Here is a 15070-nt window from a genome sequence, read left to right as displayed (position 1 = left end):
AATTCTGACAAAAAACGGGGGTTAAGCCGCTTTCAGAACCTTCTGCAGCTTTTCTGTTGCTGCATCATCTTCAATCTTCTCGACAACTGCCAATTCGCGGGACAGGCGTTCCAGTGCGGCTTCATAAATCTGCCGTTCACTGTAGGACTGGTCCGGCTGGTCCTCGTTGCGGTGCAGGTCACGAACAACCTCCGCAATCTGGATTGGGTCGCCAGAGTTGATCTTGGCTTCATATTCCTGTGCTCTCCGACTCCACATCGTCCGTTTGATGCGGGCTTTCCCTTTCAGCGTGTCGAGGGCAGTTTTCATTTTCTTTGGAGAAGACAGAGCCCGCATTCCAACGCTTTTGGCTTTGGCAATGGGAACCCGAAGAGTCATTTTTTCGTGCATAAAGTCAACAACGTACAGTTTCAGGCTCATTCCTGAAATTTCCTGTTCCTCGATGCTGACAACCTGACCCACACCATGTGTTGGATAAACGACATGTTCTTGTGGTGAGAATTCCAACTCTTTAGACATTCAAATCCTTCTCTTCAGTGTGAGGGCCTGACAAAGTGACAAAAAAAGAGCGACCAGAATATCACGGGACGCTAACTTTGGCGGGTCTCACAAATAAAGGCGAAAATTTCGCAACCGAAAACGCTATGGTGACATGTCCCTAAACACCCAAAATAGGTAAGGGAAGCGATCATGTCAGCACAACCACTGCTCGGAGCATAACACAATTTATGGAAAATTGCTAATAAGAAACCACTGAAAATGTTGCGGACCTGCCATTCCAGGCCCGCATGGCTGTTTTCGGGTCTAAATTATCAGCCTTCGCCGGGATTTGAGCTGAACTCAGAAAGTTTACCTTCCTTACCGTTCCAGTCCTCAGCATCCTCAGGCGGATTGCCTTTCTGGGTGATGTTTGGCCATTTTTCTGAATATTCCCGGTTCAGTTCGAGGAAATTTTCCCCCACATCTTCGGTATCAGGGACGATGGCTTCGGCAGGGCATTCCGGCTCACACACACCACAATCAATACATTCGTCAGGATGAATAACCAGCATGTTCTCACCCTCGTAGAAACAGTCTACAGGGCAGACCTCCACGCAGTCCATGAACTTGCATTTGATGCAATTTTCGGTAACGACGTAGGTCATTATTGTTCTCCAGCTCCAGCTCTAGCACAGTTATATTTAGTACAGTAAAAGGGATTATCTTCATTAACCATCAAAAACAACCCCTATCTTACGAATATGTGATTTTAAAAGGTCAGGAACTCTGTCCAAGGCGGGCCTGAACGGCTTTGCGGACCCGGCCGCTTTCCTTGTCATCCACATAGATCAACCCGCAGACCCGGCGGATCAAATTAGCCTCATAATCGCTGATTTCCCCGTCAGCATAGGCCAGTTCCCAGAGCATCTCGATCACATGAACCCGGTCATCATACTCAACCGTATCTTTGACCGTCCGCGTAAAATAAAGGATTTGATCTGCGTTCTTGTGGGCAGCTTCAGCTTCGGTCATGACGGCTGAAATCTCTTCATCCGACAGCTTGTAGTGCCGCTGCAAAAGAGATTGGACCATCTCCTTCTCTTCTTCACAGTAGGTCTCATCCGACAACGCAGCTTCAATCAATAAAGCAGCGGTAGCGACGTGCTGTTCTTCCGGATCCTGAGTGCGGACATCTGCGGTCTCTTTGCCGCTGAAGATGTTTTTCAACTTTGCGAGCATGAAACTATCCTAACCTGATGTGTTAAACGGCCCCGTGGCAATGCTTGTATTTTTTACCGGATCCACACGGACATGGATCATTCCGGCGCACTTTGCCCCAGGTCGATGGATCAGAGGCAATAGCAGCCTGAGCAGGTGCTGCGCCGTGATCGACTTCATTTTCGCCTGTCAGCGGATCAATATGAGTTGCCTGCATCTGGCTCTCATCGGGCTCTTCGCGCTCAATGATGGCCTCTGGGTTTTGCAGCTCAACATGACTGAGGTAAGTCGTCACGCTGGTGTGCAGCTGATCCAGCATAGCCTGGAACATGTTAAAGGCTTCGGTTTTATACTCGTTCAGCGGATCTTTCTGCGCATAGGCACGCAGGGACACGGACTGACGCAAGTGATCGAGTTGAAGCAAATGCTCTTTCCAAACCTGATCGAGGATCTGCAGCAGCAGGCTCTTCTCAACCATCCGCATGACATCAGGGCCATATTTGGCCGCTTTTTCAGCCATTTTGCGGTTGATATGATCGTTCAGGCGGTCGCGAATTTCCTCGTCTGCGATGCCTTCTTCATTTGCCCAGTCCTGGATCGGCAGATCCATGCCGAGGGTCTGCTGGACCTCTTCGGTCAGGCCGGCAATATCCCATTGTTCAGGGTAGGCTTTCTCAGGAATGTGGCGACTGACCAACTGGTCGATGACGTCGGCCCGCATATCCTTGATGGTTTCAGAGACATCTGACTGACCCATCAGATCAATGCGTTGCTCATAAATGACCTTCCGTTGGTCATTCATCACGTCATCAAATTTCAGCAGGTTTTTCCGGATGTCGTAGTTCCGGGCTTCCACTTTCTGCTGTGCTTTTTCCAAAGCCTTGTTGATCCATGGATGAATGATAGCTTCGCCATCTTCCAAACCAAGTTTGCGCAGCATCCCATCCATGCGCTCAGATCCGAAGATCCGCATCAGGTCATCCTCAAGGGAGAGATAGAAGCGACTGGTTCCCGGATCGCCCTGGCGACCCGAACGTCCCCGAAGCTGGTTGTCGATCCGGCGGGATTCATGACGTTCCGTACCGATCACGAACAGGCCACCGAGTTCCAGAACTTTCTTTTTCTGCTCAGCAGTGTCGGCTTCGATCTCAGCTGTGATCTTCTCGATCTTGGCTGGATCTTCCACACCATCTATCTGGGCAGCGATCATCATATCGGTGTTGCCGCCAAGTTTAATATCCGTACCACGACCAGCCATGTTGGTCGCGATGGTAACCGCATTGAGGCGACCTGCCTGACCAATGATTTCCGCTTCCTGTTCATGGTAGCGGGCGTTCAGCACGTTATGCTTGATTTTCTTTTTCTTGAGGATCTCTGAGAGATACTCTGATTTTTCGATGGATACTGTACCGACCAGAACAGGCTGGCCCCGTCCCTGACATTCCTCGATTGTTTTGACAATCGCGGCGTATTTTTCTTCGGCGGTCCGGTAAATCTCGTCATCTACGTCTTTTCGCTGGACGGGAACGTTTGTCGGGATTTCGACAACTGCAAGACCATAGATTTCCATGAACTCTTCCGCTTCGGTCGCAGCTGTACCTGTCATGCCAGAGAGCTTGTCGTAAAGGCGGAAGTAATTCTGGAAGGTAATAGAGGCAAGGGTTTGGTTTTCCGGCTGGATATCAACCTCTTCCTTGGCTTCCAATGCCTGGTGCAGGCCATCAGAGTAGCGGCGGCCTTCCATCATGCGGCCGGTAAATTCGTCAATGATGACAACCTTGTTGTCTTTGACAATATAGTCCTTGTCACGGGTAAATAGCTTGTGCGCGCGAAGGGCCTGGTTGGCGTGATGAACAGCGGCCACATTTTCCACATCGTAAAGGTTTTCGCCTTTTAAGAGGCCGGCTTCATCAAGAAGTTTTTCGATGGTTTCTGTTCCGTCCTCGGTGAAGCTGACGGCCTTAGACTTTTCATCGACTTCATAGTCGTCTTCAGAAAGCTGTGGGATCAGGGCGTTGACGGCCCGATAAAGTTCTGAGCTGTCTTCAGCAGGACCAGAGATAATCAAGGGGGTCCGGGCTTCGTCAATCAGGATACTGTCAACCTCGTCCACTACGGCAAAGTTGAAGCCCCGCTGAACCATCGCTTCAGCTTCAAACTTCATATTGTCGCGAAGGTAGTCAAAGCCAAATTCATTATTGGTGCCGTAGGTAATGTCGCAGGCGTATGCTGCGCGCCGGGCTTGTTCGTCCAATCCGCCTTCAATACAGCCAACGGTAATGCCGAGCTTGTCATAAACCTTGGACATCCATTCGCTGTCACGCTTGGCCAGATAGTCGTTGACGGTGACCACATGAACACCCTTGCCTTCAAGTGCGTTGAGATAGGCTGCAAGGGTGGAGACCAGCGTCTTACCCTCACCGGTTTTCATTTCGGTGATCTTGCCTTCGTGCAGAACGATACCACCCATGAGCTGTACATCGTAGTGGCGCTCGCCCAGGGCCCGTTTTGCGGCTTCTCGTACAGCGGCGAATGCTTCAGGGAGGAGTGCGTCCAGCTTTTCGCCCTGGTCCAGGCGGGATCTGAATTCGGCAGTCTTGGCTTTCAGTTCATCGTCGGACAGGGGCGTGAACTGATCCTCCAGAGCGTTGATCTTGTCAACTTTTGCTTGAATGACTTTCAAGACCCGATCATTGGAGGATCCGAAGATTTTCTTGGCTAATGTTCCGAACATACCTGCCCCGACTTTGATTTCGCCGCCCCAATTTCTGAGCGACCACTCTAATAATTAAAACGTCTCTGCTGATGGAAATACGCGTTGACCTACGTGACAGATAAGCGGGATGGGGGTCCCTGTCAATCTATCCTGCCACCCATTAACTGATTCAGCCGGGAAAAGAGGTCAAATAAGGTAATCTTGTGGCAAAAAATATCTATGCTTGTGAAAGATGCTAAATAACCTATATTTCCGACCAGCTTGAAAGACGGGGGAACGCAGGCTAATTGCTGGTCTTTCCCCAATGATTCTGAACCAAATTCAGGGAAGTGAAATATGAAAGTGTCAAATCTCCTTGCGGTGATTGTTGTTGCTGGCGCAGCCGGAGGATTAGGGTTTTATCTGGGAGGGGAACGCCCCTGGGAAGGTAAGACTGAACCAAAAGCAGAAATGACAGCGGCTACGCAGACAGCCAAGGAAGCGTCCGACAGCCCAGTTGTGGCAACTGTTAATGGCGTTGAAATTCGCGAAGATGAAGTTCGTGAAGTCTATGAAGGTTTGCCAGCTCAATATAAGCAGGCACCTTATCAGTTCCTGAAAGCGCAGTTGGTCGAGCAGCTTGTCAGCATGAAGGTTGTGCAATCCGCAGCGCTGGATCAAAAATATGACCAGCAGGCTGAATTCACAGATCGAGTTGACGATGTGAAATTGCAGCTGCTTCAGGAGTATTTCCTGCAAAAGAAAATCGAAGAAGCGGTTACCGATGAAGCTGTGAAAGCGGAATATGACAAGACAACCGCTGACTTCCAGCCGGAAAAAGAAGTCCACGCCCGTCACATCCTGCTAGAGGAAGAAGACAAGGCGAAAGATATCATCACCCAGTTGAATGAGGGCGGTGACTTTCAGGCGTTGGCTAAAGAACATTCAACAGGTCCATCTGGTCCAAACGGCGGTGATCTTGGGTATTTCGTGAAAGGTCGGATGGTTCCAGAATTTTCCGAAGCAGCCTTTGCCATGGAAAAAGGCGCCCATTCAACAGAGCCTGTAAAAACCCAGTTTGGCTGGCACGTTATTCTGGTTGAAGATATTCGGGATACACAGCCACCCAGCTATGAGGAAATGGAAGGCCAGCTTCGCCAAACCCTGTCTAGCCAGACTGTGACAACACTGCTGGAGGATTTGAAGTCAAAGGCTGTTATCGACATTGTCGAGAAGAAGCCAGAAGCTGAAGCGCCTGCAAGTTCAGAGGCTGAAGAGAAAAAAGAATAAGGCTAACGAGAAGCCAAAATGAGAAAAGCCCGGATTATTCCGGGCTTTTTTTGTTTGGTTCTGTGCTGATGTCTTAGGCGTCTGTATTCGGGAGCCAAGGAATGGCGGCAACTTCCACGCCTTCTTCGGCGAGTTCAGCCTGTTCGTCCTTGGTTGCCTCTCCGTAAATGCCGCGTTTCTCAGTTTCGCCATAATGGATTTTGCGAGCTTCCTCAGCAAAGCGGTTGCCCACATAATCGCAATTTTCCTCGACATTTTTGCGAAGTTCCTGCAGGGCTTTCATCGCCATCTGGACTTCAGGGCTGTCATTGACCTGAACGGCTGTTTCCGCCTCTTTGCTGTTGGATTTCTTACCAATTGAAGGGGCCATCAGGGCTTTTTCAACCTGGGTGGAGCCACAAAGAGTACAGGGGATCAATCCCCGCTCTACCTGCTCGTCATAGGCACTGCTGTTTTTGAACCAAGCTTCAAAAACGTGATTTTGATTGCATTTAAGGTTATACTTGATCATTCAACAAACGTCACAAAAGTTACTGCTAACTGTCGAAATTTTGTAATCCGTATAGCAAAAATAAGATGTTTCCCAAAAATCGCAAGTCCCTTGCGATGGGTTCCTGACAAGAAAAATCCTTGGAGACGTAAAAACAATGACACAGATTTCAGAATGGCTGCAGCGCCATTACAGCCGGATACGCCCCGGCGGAACGGTTCTGGATCTGGCGGCAGGAAGTGGCCGTCACTCTGTCTATCTGGCCGATCGGGGCTATCAGGTGACAGCGGTGGATATCGAAACCCGCCAACTTGAAGAGCTGGGTCGCGATGATATCGAAATTCTTCAAGCTGATCTTGAAAATGAGCCTTGGCCGCTGGAAGGGCGGCGCTTTGATGGAATTATTGTCACCCATTACTTGTGGCGACCGCTTTTCCCGAAAATCCGGCAGTCTTTAACAGACGGTGGTGTCATTATTTACGAGACCTTTGCTGAAGGGAATGAACGGTTTGGGCGCCCGCGTAACCCGGATTTCCTGCTCAAGGATGGCGAGCTGAAAGAACAGCTAAGCGGGTTCGATATTCTGGATTATCACCACAGTATTGTAACCCGTATCCCGGTATCCTTGCGGCAGGGTGTGGTAGCACGGGTCAGTTAAAAACCGAATATTTTTGAACCTTATCGAATTCACAGTCGACCTAAGGGTAACGGCATCAAGGTGCCAGCGACTTTGAAGAGAGGATGAAAAAATGTTCGGATCTATTGCGAGTAAAGCTGTTAGCACAAGCGTTCTGGCGTTGGCCATGGCCCTTTCCGTTAGCGGCGGGGCTGAAGCGAATTCCAGCCGGAGCAACGCATCTCAAGTCTTGGATGTAACTTTAAGCCAGCCAGGCATTAACTTTCACGTCCGGCTGAAAAATGTCTCAAAAGACAAGCATATCAGCAAGGTCAATATCCAGCCTGAGAGCGATGTGATAAAGTTCCCGCTGAAAGGTCTTGTGAAATGCGCGAAAGACAAGAGCACAGATTTTATTGGTGCCCGCGCCTATTTCGGGAGCGTGAAACGGATTGGCAAGGATGTGTTTCCCATCAATAGCCTGTATGATGCCAAATACCATCCGTCATTTTCCGAATATACCGGTCTTGTTGGGGGCTGGATTACAGAAGGTGGGAACGCTGACGCGTTTGAAGTTCCATTATCCGCGGTTCAAGATGGCCATCCTGCCTTGAGAGTTGATCCAGTTGCGCTTTTCAATGAGAAATTGCAGGCCCATATGGGGCAGGGTGGAAGCAAGCTGGAATTCCTGAAAAAGGACCAGATTATTACTGTTAATCGTCCGATCAGCCTTGTCGGAACCTGCCGGGAAGCAACCGGTTTCGATACATCTGTTGCCGGATCGGGTTACGAGACGACAAGTGTACCGGTCACGATCTTTTACCAAGGCGATCCAAACCTGAAAGGTGGTCTGCAGGCTGCTGGATTGAACGGCCAATATACGGCTCCGTTTCAGGTGACCGAAGCCAAGGTTGTCCCTCACGTAAAAGATTATGTGGGTCAGTGTCCAGTGGACCTGAAGTTCCGTCTGTCCATGAAAGCGCAAGGGGCGGGTAAGGTAAATTTCCGTCTGGTGAATGAAAAAGGTATCAAGAGCAAGCTCTATAACCTGACTTTCAGCAAATCAGATGGTGGAAATAAAACCTTTGATTTTATCCGGTATATCGAGGATGCGGCCAAGGACGGCATTAGCAAGACCAAGTTAGCAAATTCAAAGCCGAAGGGCGACATCAAGGGATTGGCCAATAAACCATCCCAAATCAACTATGGTTCATGGAAAGTGGAACTGGTTGCCCCAAATCAGCTGCAGACCCCAACGGGCACATATAGCTGGAAATGTGAGGCTCCAAAAGGTCCAACTCAGTTGAAACTGGCCCCAAATCCACAGCCAAAACCGGCCCCGATGCCCTTGAAAATTAAACAGGCACCCGAGCCAAAACCAATGCAAATCAAAGCTAACTAGGAATTAAAAAGTTTACCTCAGCCCAAGACTACTCAGCCGCCTTCTTCGCCCCGGGATTTACCTCCAGGTCGAAGGGGCGGATATTTTTGAGGTTGGGCACCTGTCCCCGCCGTTTGGCGACCTGGCTCATGTCGATATCCGCGATGATGAAGCCTGGCTCTTCTCCGCCATCGGCAAGCACTTCACCCCACGGATCAATGATCAGGGAGTGACCAAAGGTGCGCCGTTTCTCGGTATGTTGTCCGCATTGCGCAGCGGCAATCACAAAGCAGCCATTTTCAATGGCGCGGGCCCGGAGCAGGGTATGCCAGTGCGCCTTGCCTGTTTGATAGGTGAAGGCGGCAGGCAGGGTGAAAATCTCTGCCCCGCCTTTTGTGGACAATGTCTGAAAAAGATGGGCAAAACGCACGTCATAGCAGATCGCAAGACCTAGCTGTCCCCAAGGCAGGGGAGTTGAAACGGCTTTTTCACCGGGCGCATAGGCACTGGATTCTTTATGGCTTTCACCGTTATCCAATTCCACGTCAAACATGTGGATCTTGTCATAGCTTGCCTGGACCTGCCCATCCGGCGAAATCAAAAGGGCACGATTGGCCAGTCGATCATCATCCGGTTTCTTGATGACAAGAGAGCCTGCATGGATCCATTTCTGGTGCGTTTTGGCAAATTCGCAAAAGGCGGCGAGGGTTGGGTCATCCTCTTGCAGATAGGCCTTCTCCCGCGCTGAAGCCTTGTGAGGCTCCATCATGTTGGTCACTTCTGGCGTAGAAATAAAATCCGCGCCAGCCGCAGCTGCCTGTTCCATGAGCCCAAGGGCTGTTTTCAGATTGGCTTCCGGATCCTTGCCGGAGGTCATTTGAATGCAGGCAGCTTTGAAAGTCGTCATGACAGATCCTTGAAGTTGTGATTAAGCCAGAATCTGATCCAGTTTCCCTGCGGCGTCAAGTTTATGGATGTAGTCACAATCGCCAATATGATTGCCATCTACAAAAATTTGCGGAACAGATGTGGCACCGCCAGCTTTGCGGGTCATCTCCTGACGGCCTTTCAAATCGCTGCTCACATCAATTTCCTTGAAGGCAACGCCTTTGGATTTGAGCAGGGCCTTTGCGCGAGAGCAGAAGGGGCAGAAGAGGGTTGTGTAAATTTCTACTTGTTTCATGATCGGTACTCGGGTGAAGAAAAAACTGTTATATAGGCAAAGCACTGGCGCGGACAACCCGGCTCAAGGTCAAAAACCGAACTTCTGCTGCGCCAGCCTTCACAAGAGCGTGAGCACAGGCCTCTAGAGTGGCGCCTGTTGTAAAGACATCATCAATCAGTATCACGGTCCGACCTTGCAGTTTTTCGCGCTGGGAGGCGGTAACCGAAAAAGCGCCTTTGACATTCTGAAAGCGGACTTTTGCACTTTTACCCCCCTGGCTACTGGTATTTCGGGTTCGCTTCAAAAGCCGGGTTGCAACTTGTAGCCCGCTTTGACGGCCGATGGCTTTCGCTAACAAGGCGGATTGGTTAAACCGCCGGCTAATCAATCGAAGGGGATGCAGGGGGACCGGAACCAGCAAGGGGTTGTCATGCAAAAGATCTGCGCCCGCCCTAATCATCCAGGAGGCAAAGGCGGGGACCTTGTCTGTTCGGTCGGCATGCTTGAAAGACAGGATCGCCTGTCGGCTCTGATCATCATAGGAAAAGACGGACCGACCCGCAGTGTATGGCGGATTTTTAGTTATGCAGGAGGCGCATTTCAGGTCGTTGCCGGTGCCATAATCAAAAGGGTATCCGCACTGGCAGCAAACCGGGTCACTGATGAAATTAAAAGCTGACCAGCAATTGGCGCAAAGAGAGCCGGGCGTGTTGACCGATGCGCTGCAAGACGGACACTGGGCCGGGAACAGGTTGCTGATCAACCAGTCAAATCCCGATTTCAAATGCTGTTTTGCCGCTAGTCCGATTGTCATCTGACACCCCCAGCGGGTGAGTATAGCCAATTTATACCCGCAACGGAATATGAGGATGGGGTGCTGAAATGCGTCGGTGCTCTATTGATCCGGGAAGGGGCTCGTGTCATAAGGCGGACATGAGCACATTTTCTGTCATTCCCGAGGGCGCCAGGTTGTTTGACCGAGGCCTTGTTCGCCAGCGTCGCCACCGCGCTGCCCAGCTTGACTGGGCGCAGAACCAGTTTCTGTTCCACGAGGTGGCGGATCGTTTGGCTGAACGGCTCTTGGATATCACCCGAACCTATGACATAGCTCTCGACTTGGGGTGTCATGATGGTATCTTTGGGCAACTCCTCAAAGATCGAAATCAGGTGGATTATCTTGTGTCCGCGGATCTGGGTCTGGATCTGATGCGGGACCGTGCATCATCAAAGGTGTTGGCAGATGAAGAGCTTCTTCCTTTTGCGCCGAAGAGTTTTGACCTGATCGGTTCGGTCCTCTCGTTGCATTGGGTGAATGATCTGCCGGGGGCGCTGGTGCAAATTGCGCGGGCGTTGAAATCAGATGGATTGTTCCTCGGGGCGTTATTTGGGCTTGAAACCCTGAAAGAGCTGAAAGACTCGCTAACCGAGGCGGAGCTTGAAGTCAAAGGCGGCGTTAGTCCGCGAATTTCACCATTTACGGAAGTGCGGGATGCTGGCGCCTTGCTGCAGCGGGCGGGATTTGCCTTACCAGTAACCGATACGGATGTGCTGACCCTGAAATACCGGCATCCGTTTCTTTTGATGCAGGAGCTGCGGGGTATGGGAGAGGCAAACAGCCTGTTTGAACGTCAGAAGGGTCTGACGGGTCGCAAAGTCCTGATGCGGGCAGCAGAGATCTACCAGGAAAAATATCAGGATGAGGACGGCCTGATCCCGGCCACTTTCCAGATAATTTATCTGGCTGGATGGGCCCCCCATGAAAGCCAGCAAAAACCCCTTCGCCCCGGAAGTGCGAAAAGCAGTCTTAAAACCGTCCTTGGCGGGAAAGATTAAAGCCTACAAGAGATCCCGGAGCATCGCGATGAGCGGAATGTCGGCTGGTGGCATCGGAAAGTCTTTGAGCTGGTTTGCCCGCACCCATTTCAGGGTTTGCCCTTCTTGCGGGTGGGGTGTTCCGCTCCAGCGGCGACAGACATAGAGCGGCATCAGCAGATGAAATTTTTCGTAGGTATGACTGGCAAAGGTAAAGGGTGCCAGGCAGGCCGCGGTGACATCGATGGAGAGCTCTTCCTTCAATTCGCGAATAAGTGCATCTTCCGGGGTTTCTCCCGCCTCGACCTTGCCACCCGGAAATTCCCAGAGGCCCGCCATGGATTTTCCTTCCGGGCGCTGGGCAATCATGATGCGGTTGTCATCATCCACAAGGGCAACGGCAACCACCAGTACGGTTGGTAAACTGCTCATGAAAGGGACTTAGCTCCGATAATCGGCGTTGATTTCGATATAGCCGTGGGTCAAGTCGCAGGTCCAGGCAAAAGCTGTTCCCTCTCCAACACCCACATCAACAGCAATTTCAATCTCATCCCCTTTCATCAGAGGGACGATATCGGCTTCGTTATAGCTGGCGAGCTTGGCACCATCCCGGGCAATCTCAATTCCGCAAACGGAAATGTTGAGAGCGTCCCTGTTTGCAGGCTCTCCGCTTTTGCCAACGGCCATGACGATCCGGCCCCAATTGGCGTCCTCTCCTGCAATTGCGGTTTTCACCAAGGGTGAGTTGGCAATGGCAAGGGCGATGGTTTTCGCAGATTTGTCAGTTTCAGCGCCGCTGACCTTAACCGTAATGAATTTGGTGGCACCTTCGCCATCACGGGCAACCTGCTGGGCCAGGTCCTGCATGACCTGCCGCAAGGCAATTCTGAATTCATCAAGACCTGGATCCCCGGCATCAATAGGCCGGGAATTATCTTTGGCGCCAGTTGCGAATAGCAGAACGGTATCACTCGTCGATGTGTCGCTGTCGACTGTGACACAATTAAAGCTGCGATCATTTTCTTCGGTCAGCAAAATCTGCAGAATGTTGGCGGGAATAGCCGCATCCGTGAAGATAAAGGAGAGCATGGTCGCCATGTCTGGGGCAATCATGCCAGATCCTTTGGCGATCCCGGCGATGGTGATTGTCTCCCCGTTCAGAGAGCAGGTTGCGGTTGCCCCCTTGGCGAAGGTATCCGTGGTCAGGATCGCGTCAGCCCCCTTGTTAAGGGCATCGGCACGCATCTGGTTGTGAAGCGCAGGGAGCGCATTGGTAATTTTTTCGGTCGGGATCGCATCGCCGATCACACCGGTTGAAGCGATGTAGATTTCCTCAGGTGCGCACCCAATGACGTTTGCTGCAGCAGTAGCTGTTTGTTCAACAGTCTCCGCGCCGGCCTGGCCGGTAAAGACATTGGCAATACCGGCGTTCACGACTAAACCCCGTGCAACGCCTGAAGGCAGGATCCGGCGACCCCAGTCAACAGGCGCGCCTGGCATGCTGTTGCGGGTAAAGACACCTGCGACCGTTGTTTCCGGTGCAAAGGTGGCAAAGAACAAATCGTCACGGCCTTTATAGCGCATCCCTGAATTGGTCGTCGCGAAGGCTGCTCCTTCGATGGCGGGGAGTTCAGGGAAGCTTGCAGGTGCCAGGGGCGATTTTTTCATTTCTTTGCCTCACGGATTAGATGATCCTGCTTGAGATACACGCAATTGACCGTCGACGCAAACAGCGAAGTGAACTGCAGATATCGGCAGGGCTTAAGAATTGCGGGTGGCGCAGATCATATAGTTGACGCTGAAATCCCGGCTAAGTGACCAAGTGCTGTTCAGTGGGTTATACGTGGCACCAGTCATGTCCTTGACGCTGAGGCCATTCTGGCGAACCAAGCCGACAACTTCGGATGGACGCAGGAACTTCTTCCAATTATGGGTTCCGCGGGGCAGCCAGCGAAGAATATATTCAGCACCAATGATGGCGAGCGCGTAGCTTTTCATCGTTCGGTTCAGGGTTGCGACAAACATCAACCCGCCTGGTTTGACCATGCTGCAGCAAGCTGCGGCAAATCCCTCCAGATCGGCCACATGCTCAATGACTTCCATGTTCAGGATGACGTCAAACTGTTCGCCGCTCGCAGCAAGCTCTTCTGCGGTGGTATGGCGATAATCAATGGAAAGGCCTGATTTCTCGGCATGCAGGGAAGCAACTTTAATATTCGTTTGAGAGGCATCGGCGGCAACAACCTCTGCACCCATACGAGCCATTGGTTCGGACAGCAGTCCGCCCCCGCAGCCGATATCCAAAACGCGCAGCCCTTTGAGCGGTTTTAGGGGGATGGCAGATCCCTCTTCGACCAGATTGAAATGAGAGATTACTGTATCTCGGATATATCCAATCCTTAAGGGATTGAACTTGTGAAGAGGTTTGAATTTCCCCGTCTCATCCCACCATTCATCAGCCATGGCGGCGAAGTTTGAAATCTCAGACGGATCAACGGATTTGGCGGTGGCAGCGTCACTCATAACAGTTCGTTCAAAAAAAATTCTCAAAATGCTAATTAAATGGTTGCAAAGCTTGCCGAGCAACCTGTGTTAAGTATATGTATACGCTCCTTCAGGATGAAAAGGTACCCCGTTTCAAAATTGATGTGGTGGAACCACTCTGGAATTAAGTGACTGGATGTTGAAAGGTTTGTGCAGCAATGGCACGGCTGGTAATGAAATTCGGAGGCACATCTGTCGGGTCAATCGACCGGATTAAGAATGTTGCCCAACGTGTGAAAAAAGAAGTGGATGCCGGAAATGAGGTGGCGGTTGTTGTCTCTGCCATGTCCGGTGAAACAAATCGTCTGGTCGGTCTGACGTCAGAGGTTGCGGCGCTGCATGATGCCCGTGAGTATGATGTCGTGGTCTCCAGTGGGGAGCAGGTTACGGTTGGGCTACTGTCCATGGCCCTTCAGGATCTTGGAATCAATGCCCGCTCCTGGCTGGGTTGGCAGGTTCCAGTGAAGACGGACGCCGTTCACGGTTCGGCCCGTATTGAGGGGATAGACTGCTCGGATATCATAACGCGCTTCGCAGATGGCCAGGTTGCCGTTTGTGCAGGTTTTCAGGGAATTGGCTCCGATAACCGGATCACTACCCTTGGGCGTGGGGGATCTGATACTTCAGCGGTTGCTTTGGCAGCTGCGCTGGAGGCTGATCGCTGTGATATTTATACGGATGTGGATGGCATATACACCGCAGATCCGCGGATCGCGACAAAAGCCTCCAAACTTGATAGGATCACTTACGAGGAAATGCTGGAACTGGCGTCCCTCGGGGCAAAGGTTCTGCAGACCAGATCCGTCGAGATGGCAATGAAACATCGGGTCAAACTTCAGGTGCTTTCCAGCTTTGAAGAGATCCCCGGAACTTTGGTTGTTGATGAGGAAGACATTGTGGAACAACAAGTAGTAAGCGGTGTGACCTACACACGTGATGAAGCGAAAGTGACGCTTCAGCAGGTGAATGACACCCCAGGCGTGGCGGCAACCGTTTTTGGTGCGCTGGCAGATGCCAATGTAAATGTGGACATGATTGTCCAGAATGTGTCCGAAGATGGGAAAGCAACCGATCTCACCTTCACTGTTGGCAAGAAAGACCTGGATCCGGCTCTCAAGGTCCTGGAAGGCTTGAAAGATCAAGTGGCCTGCAAGGCGCTGGTCCCAGATCCGAACGTGGTCAAGGTTTCCATCGTTGGAATGGGAATGCGGAGCCACGCAGGTGTTGCCCAAACCATGTTTGCTGCCCTGGCTGAGAAAAACATCAACATCCAGGTCATCTCCACATCTGAGATTAAGGTAAGTGTGCTTCTGGCCGAAGAGTATACAGAGCTTGCTGTCAGAACCCTGCATTCTGCCTTCGGTCTGGACGCTGCCTGA

General features: G+C 51.3%; 16 protein-coding genes. 5 read left to right on the top strand and 11 right to left on the bottom strand.

What is annotated here, in order from left to right:
- Positions 1-21 precede the first annotated feature (21 nt).
- The 4 genes from HH301_RS00130 to secA all read right to left on the bottom strand — a co-directional run bounded on the left by HH301_RS00130 (position 22) and on the right by secA (position 4432).
- Positions 22-519: a CarD family transcriptional regulator gene (locus tag HH301_RS00130; protein WP_169566008.1), complete on the bottom strand. Its 498-nt coding sequence runs from the start codon at positions 517-519 to the stop codon at positions 22-24.
- A 293-nt stretch (positions 520-812) separates the two neighbouring features.
- A complete protein-coding gene (gene fdxA / locus HH301_RS00125) occupies positions 813-1145 on the bottom strand; it encodes a ferredoxin FdxA (protein WP_169566007.1) in 333 nt (110 codons plus the stop codon).
- 112 nt (positions 1146-1257) lie between these two features.
- Positions 1258-1719, bottom strand: coding sequence for a tellurite resistance TerB family protein (locus HH301_RS00120; RefSeq protein ID WP_169566006.1), 462 nt, complete (start codon positions 1717-1719; stop codon positions 1258-1260).
- A gap of 22 nt (positions 1720-1741) precedes the next feature.
- Entirely contained in the window at positions 1742-4432 is a 2691-nt protein-coding gene (gene secA, locus HH301_RS00115; protein WP_169566005.1) for a preprotein translocase subunit SecA, read from the bottom strand.
- A gap of 318 nt (positions 4433-4750) precedes the next feature.
- On the opposite strand from secA, the gene HH301_RS00110 reads away from it, so the two are divergent.
- Positions 4751-5683, top strand: coding sequence for a peptidylprolyl isomerase (locus HH301_RS00110; protein WP_169566004.1), 933 nt, complete (start codon positions 4751-4753; stop codon positions 5681-5683).
- A 73-nt stretch (positions 5684-5756) separates the two neighbouring features.
- Here HH301_RS00110 and HH301_RS00105 read toward each other — a convergent pair whose 3' ends face one another.
- Entirely contained in the window at positions 5757-6194 is a 438-nt protein-coding gene (locus tag HH301_RS00105) for a DUF1178 family protein (protein WP_169566003.1), read from the bottom strand.
- A 136-nt stretch (positions 6195-6330) separates the two neighbouring features.
- On the opposite strand from HH301_RS00105, the gene HH301_RS00100 reads away from it, so the two are divergent.
- Positions 6331-6831, top strand: coding sequence for a class I SAM-dependent methyltransferase (locus HH301_RS00100; protein WP_169566002.1), 501 nt, complete (start codon positions 6331-6333; stop codon positions 6829-6831).
- Between the two features lie 91 nt (positions 6832-6922).
- Positions 6923-8191, top strand: a complete 1269-nt coding sequence (locus HH301_RS00095; protein ID WP_169566001.1) for a hypothetical protein — start codon at positions 6923-6925, stop codon at positions 8189-8191.
- A gap of 28 nt (positions 8192-8219) precedes the next feature.
- Here the strand turns inward: HH301_RS00095 and HH301_RS00090 are convergent, their stop codons facing one another.
- From HH301_RS00090 to HH301_RS00080, 3 genes are read right to left on the bottom strand one after another with little or no spacing between them, the layout of a single operon-like run.
- The gene (locus tag HH301_RS00090; protein ID WP_169566000.1) at positions 8220-9077 is read right to left on the bottom strand and encodes a carbon-nitrogen hydrolase family protein; all 858 of its coding nucleotides are present in this window, start codon (positions 9075-9077) and stop codon (positions 8220-8222) included.
- A 21-nt stretch (positions 9078-9098) separates the two neighbouring features.
- Positions 9099-9353, bottom strand: a complete 255-nt coding sequence (gene grxC, locus HH301_RS00085; RefSeq protein ID WP_169565999.1) for a glutaredoxin 3 — start codon at positions 9351-9353, stop codon at positions 9099-9101.
- A gap of 28 nt (positions 9354-9381) precedes the next feature.
- Positions 9382-10149: a ComF family protein gene (locus HH301_RS00080; RefSeq protein ID WP_169565998.1), complete on the bottom strand. Its 768-nt coding sequence runs from the start codon at positions 10147-10149 to the stop codon at positions 9382-9384.
- A 119-nt stretch (positions 10150-10268) separates the two neighbouring features.
- On the opposite strand from HH301_RS00080, the gene HH301_RS00075 reads away from it, so the two are divergent.
- Positions 10269-11168, top strand: coding sequence for a methyltransferase domain-containing protein (locus tag HH301_RS00075; RefSeq protein ID WP_169565997.1), 900 nt, complete (start codon positions 10269-10271; stop codon positions 11166-11168).
- Positions 11169-11171: 3 nt separating this feature from the next.
- On the opposite strand, the gene mutT is transcribed toward HH301_RS00075, so the two are convergent.
- The 3 genes from mutT to ubiG form a co-directional block, all read right to left on the bottom strand.
- Positions 11172-11579 carry an 8-oxo-dGTP diphosphatase MutT gene (gene mutT / locus HH301_RS00070; protein WP_169565996.1) on the bottom strand — a complete coding sequence of 136 codons (408 nt, stop codon included), beginning with the start codon at positions 11577-11579 and terminating at the stop codon, positions 11172-11174.
- A 9-nt stretch (positions 11580-11588) separates the two neighbouring features.
- Positions 11589-12815, bottom strand: coding sequence for a bifunctional glutamate N-acetyltransferase/amino-acid acetyltransferase ArgJ (gene argJ, locus HH301_RS00065; protein ID WP_169565995.1), 1227 nt, complete (start codon positions 12813-12815; stop codon positions 11589-11591).
- A gap of 93 nt (positions 12816-12908) precedes the next feature.
- Positions 12909-13670 carry a bifunctional 2-polyprenyl-6-hydroxyphenol methylase/3-demethylubiquinol 3-O-methyltransferase UbiG gene (gene ubiG / locus HH301_RS00060; RefSeq protein WP_169565994.1) on the bottom strand — a complete coding sequence of 254 codons (762 nt, stop codon included), beginning with the start codon at positions 13668-13670 and terminating at the stop codon, positions 12909-12911.
- A gap of 179 nt (positions 13671-13849) precedes the next feature.
- Between ubiG and HH301_RS00055 the strand changes: the two genes are divergently transcribed.
- Positions 13850-15070, top strand: coding sequence for an aspartate kinase (locus HH301_RS00055; RefSeq protein ID WP_169565993.1), 1221 nt, complete (start codon positions 13850-13852; stop codon positions 15068-15070).

The organism is Sneathiella limimaris (assembly GCF_012932565.1).
Lineage (GTDB): Bacteria > Pseudomonadota > Alphaproteobacteria > Sneathiellales > Sneathiellaceae > Sneathiella > Sneathiella limimaris.
Note: the sequence above shows the minus strand (reverse complement) of the source record. Positions and strands in the feature narration are given on the sequence as shown.

Excerpts from the sequence above, each read along its gene's own strand:
- secA (WP_169566005.1), bottom strand. The coding sequence starts at position 4,432 with ATGTTCGGAACATTAGCCAAGAAAATCTTCGGATCCTCCAATGATCGG.
- HH301_RS00110 (WP_169566004.1), top strand. The coding sequence starts at position 4,751 with ATGAAAGTGTCAAATCTCCTTGCGGTGATTGTTGTTGCTGGCGCAGCC.
- fdxA (WP_169566007.1), bottom strand. The coding sequence starts at position 1,145 with ATGACCTACGTCGTTACCGAAAATTGCATCAAATGCAAGTTCATGGAC.
- HH301_RS00095 (WP_169566001.1), top strand. The coding sequence starts at position 6,923 with ATGTTCGGATCTATTGCGAGTAAAGCTGTTAGCACAAGCGTTCTGGCG.
- argJ (WP_169565995.1), bottom strand. The coding sequence starts at position 12,815 with ATGAAAAAATCGCCCCTGGCACCTGCAAGCTTCCCTGAACTCCCCGCC.
- HH301_RS00080 (WP_169565998.1), bottom strand. The coding sequence starts at position 10,149 with ATGACAATCGGACTAGCGGCAAAACAGCATTTGAAATCGGGATTTGAC.
- HH301_RS00090 (WP_169566000.1), bottom strand. The coding sequence starts at position 9,077 with ATGACGACTTTCAAAGCTGCCTGCATTCAAATGACCTCCGGCAAGGAT.
- HH301_RS00100 (WP_169566002.1), top strand. The coding sequence starts at position 6,331 with ATGACACAGATTTCAGAATGGCTGCAGCGCCATTACAGCCGGATACGC.
- ubiG (WP_169565994.1), bottom strand. The coding sequence starts at position 13,670 with ATGAGTGACGCTGCCACCGCCAAATCCGTTGATCCGTCTGAGATTTCA.
- HH301_RS00105 (WP_169566003.1), bottom strand. The coding sequence starts at position 6,194 with ATGATCAAGTATAACCTTAAATGCAATCAAAATCACGTTTTTGAAGCT.
- HH301_RS00075 (WP_169565997.1), top strand. The coding sequence starts at position 10,269 with ATGAGCACATTTTCTGTCATTCCCGAGGGCGCCAGGTTGTTTGACCGA.
- grxC (WP_169565999.1), bottom strand. The coding sequence starts at position 9,353 with ATGAAACAAGTAGAAATTTACACAACCCTCTTCTGCCCCTTCTGCTCT.
- HH301_RS00120 (WP_169566006.1), bottom strand. The coding sequence starts at position 1,719 with ATGCTCGCAAAGTTGAAAAACATCTTCAGCGGCAAAGAGACCGCAGAT.
- HH301_RS00130 (WP_169566008.1), bottom strand. The coding sequence starts at position 519 with ATGTCTAAAGAGTTGGAATTCTCACCACAAGAACATGTCGTTTATCCA.
- mutT (WP_169565996.1), bottom strand. The coding sequence starts at position 11,579 with ATGAGCAGTTTACCAACCGTACTGGTGGTTGCCGTTGCCCTTGTGGAT.
- HH301_RS00055 (WP_169565993.1), top strand. The coding sequence starts at position 13,850 with ATGGCACGGCTGGTAATGAAATTCGGAGGCACATCTGTCGGGTCAATC.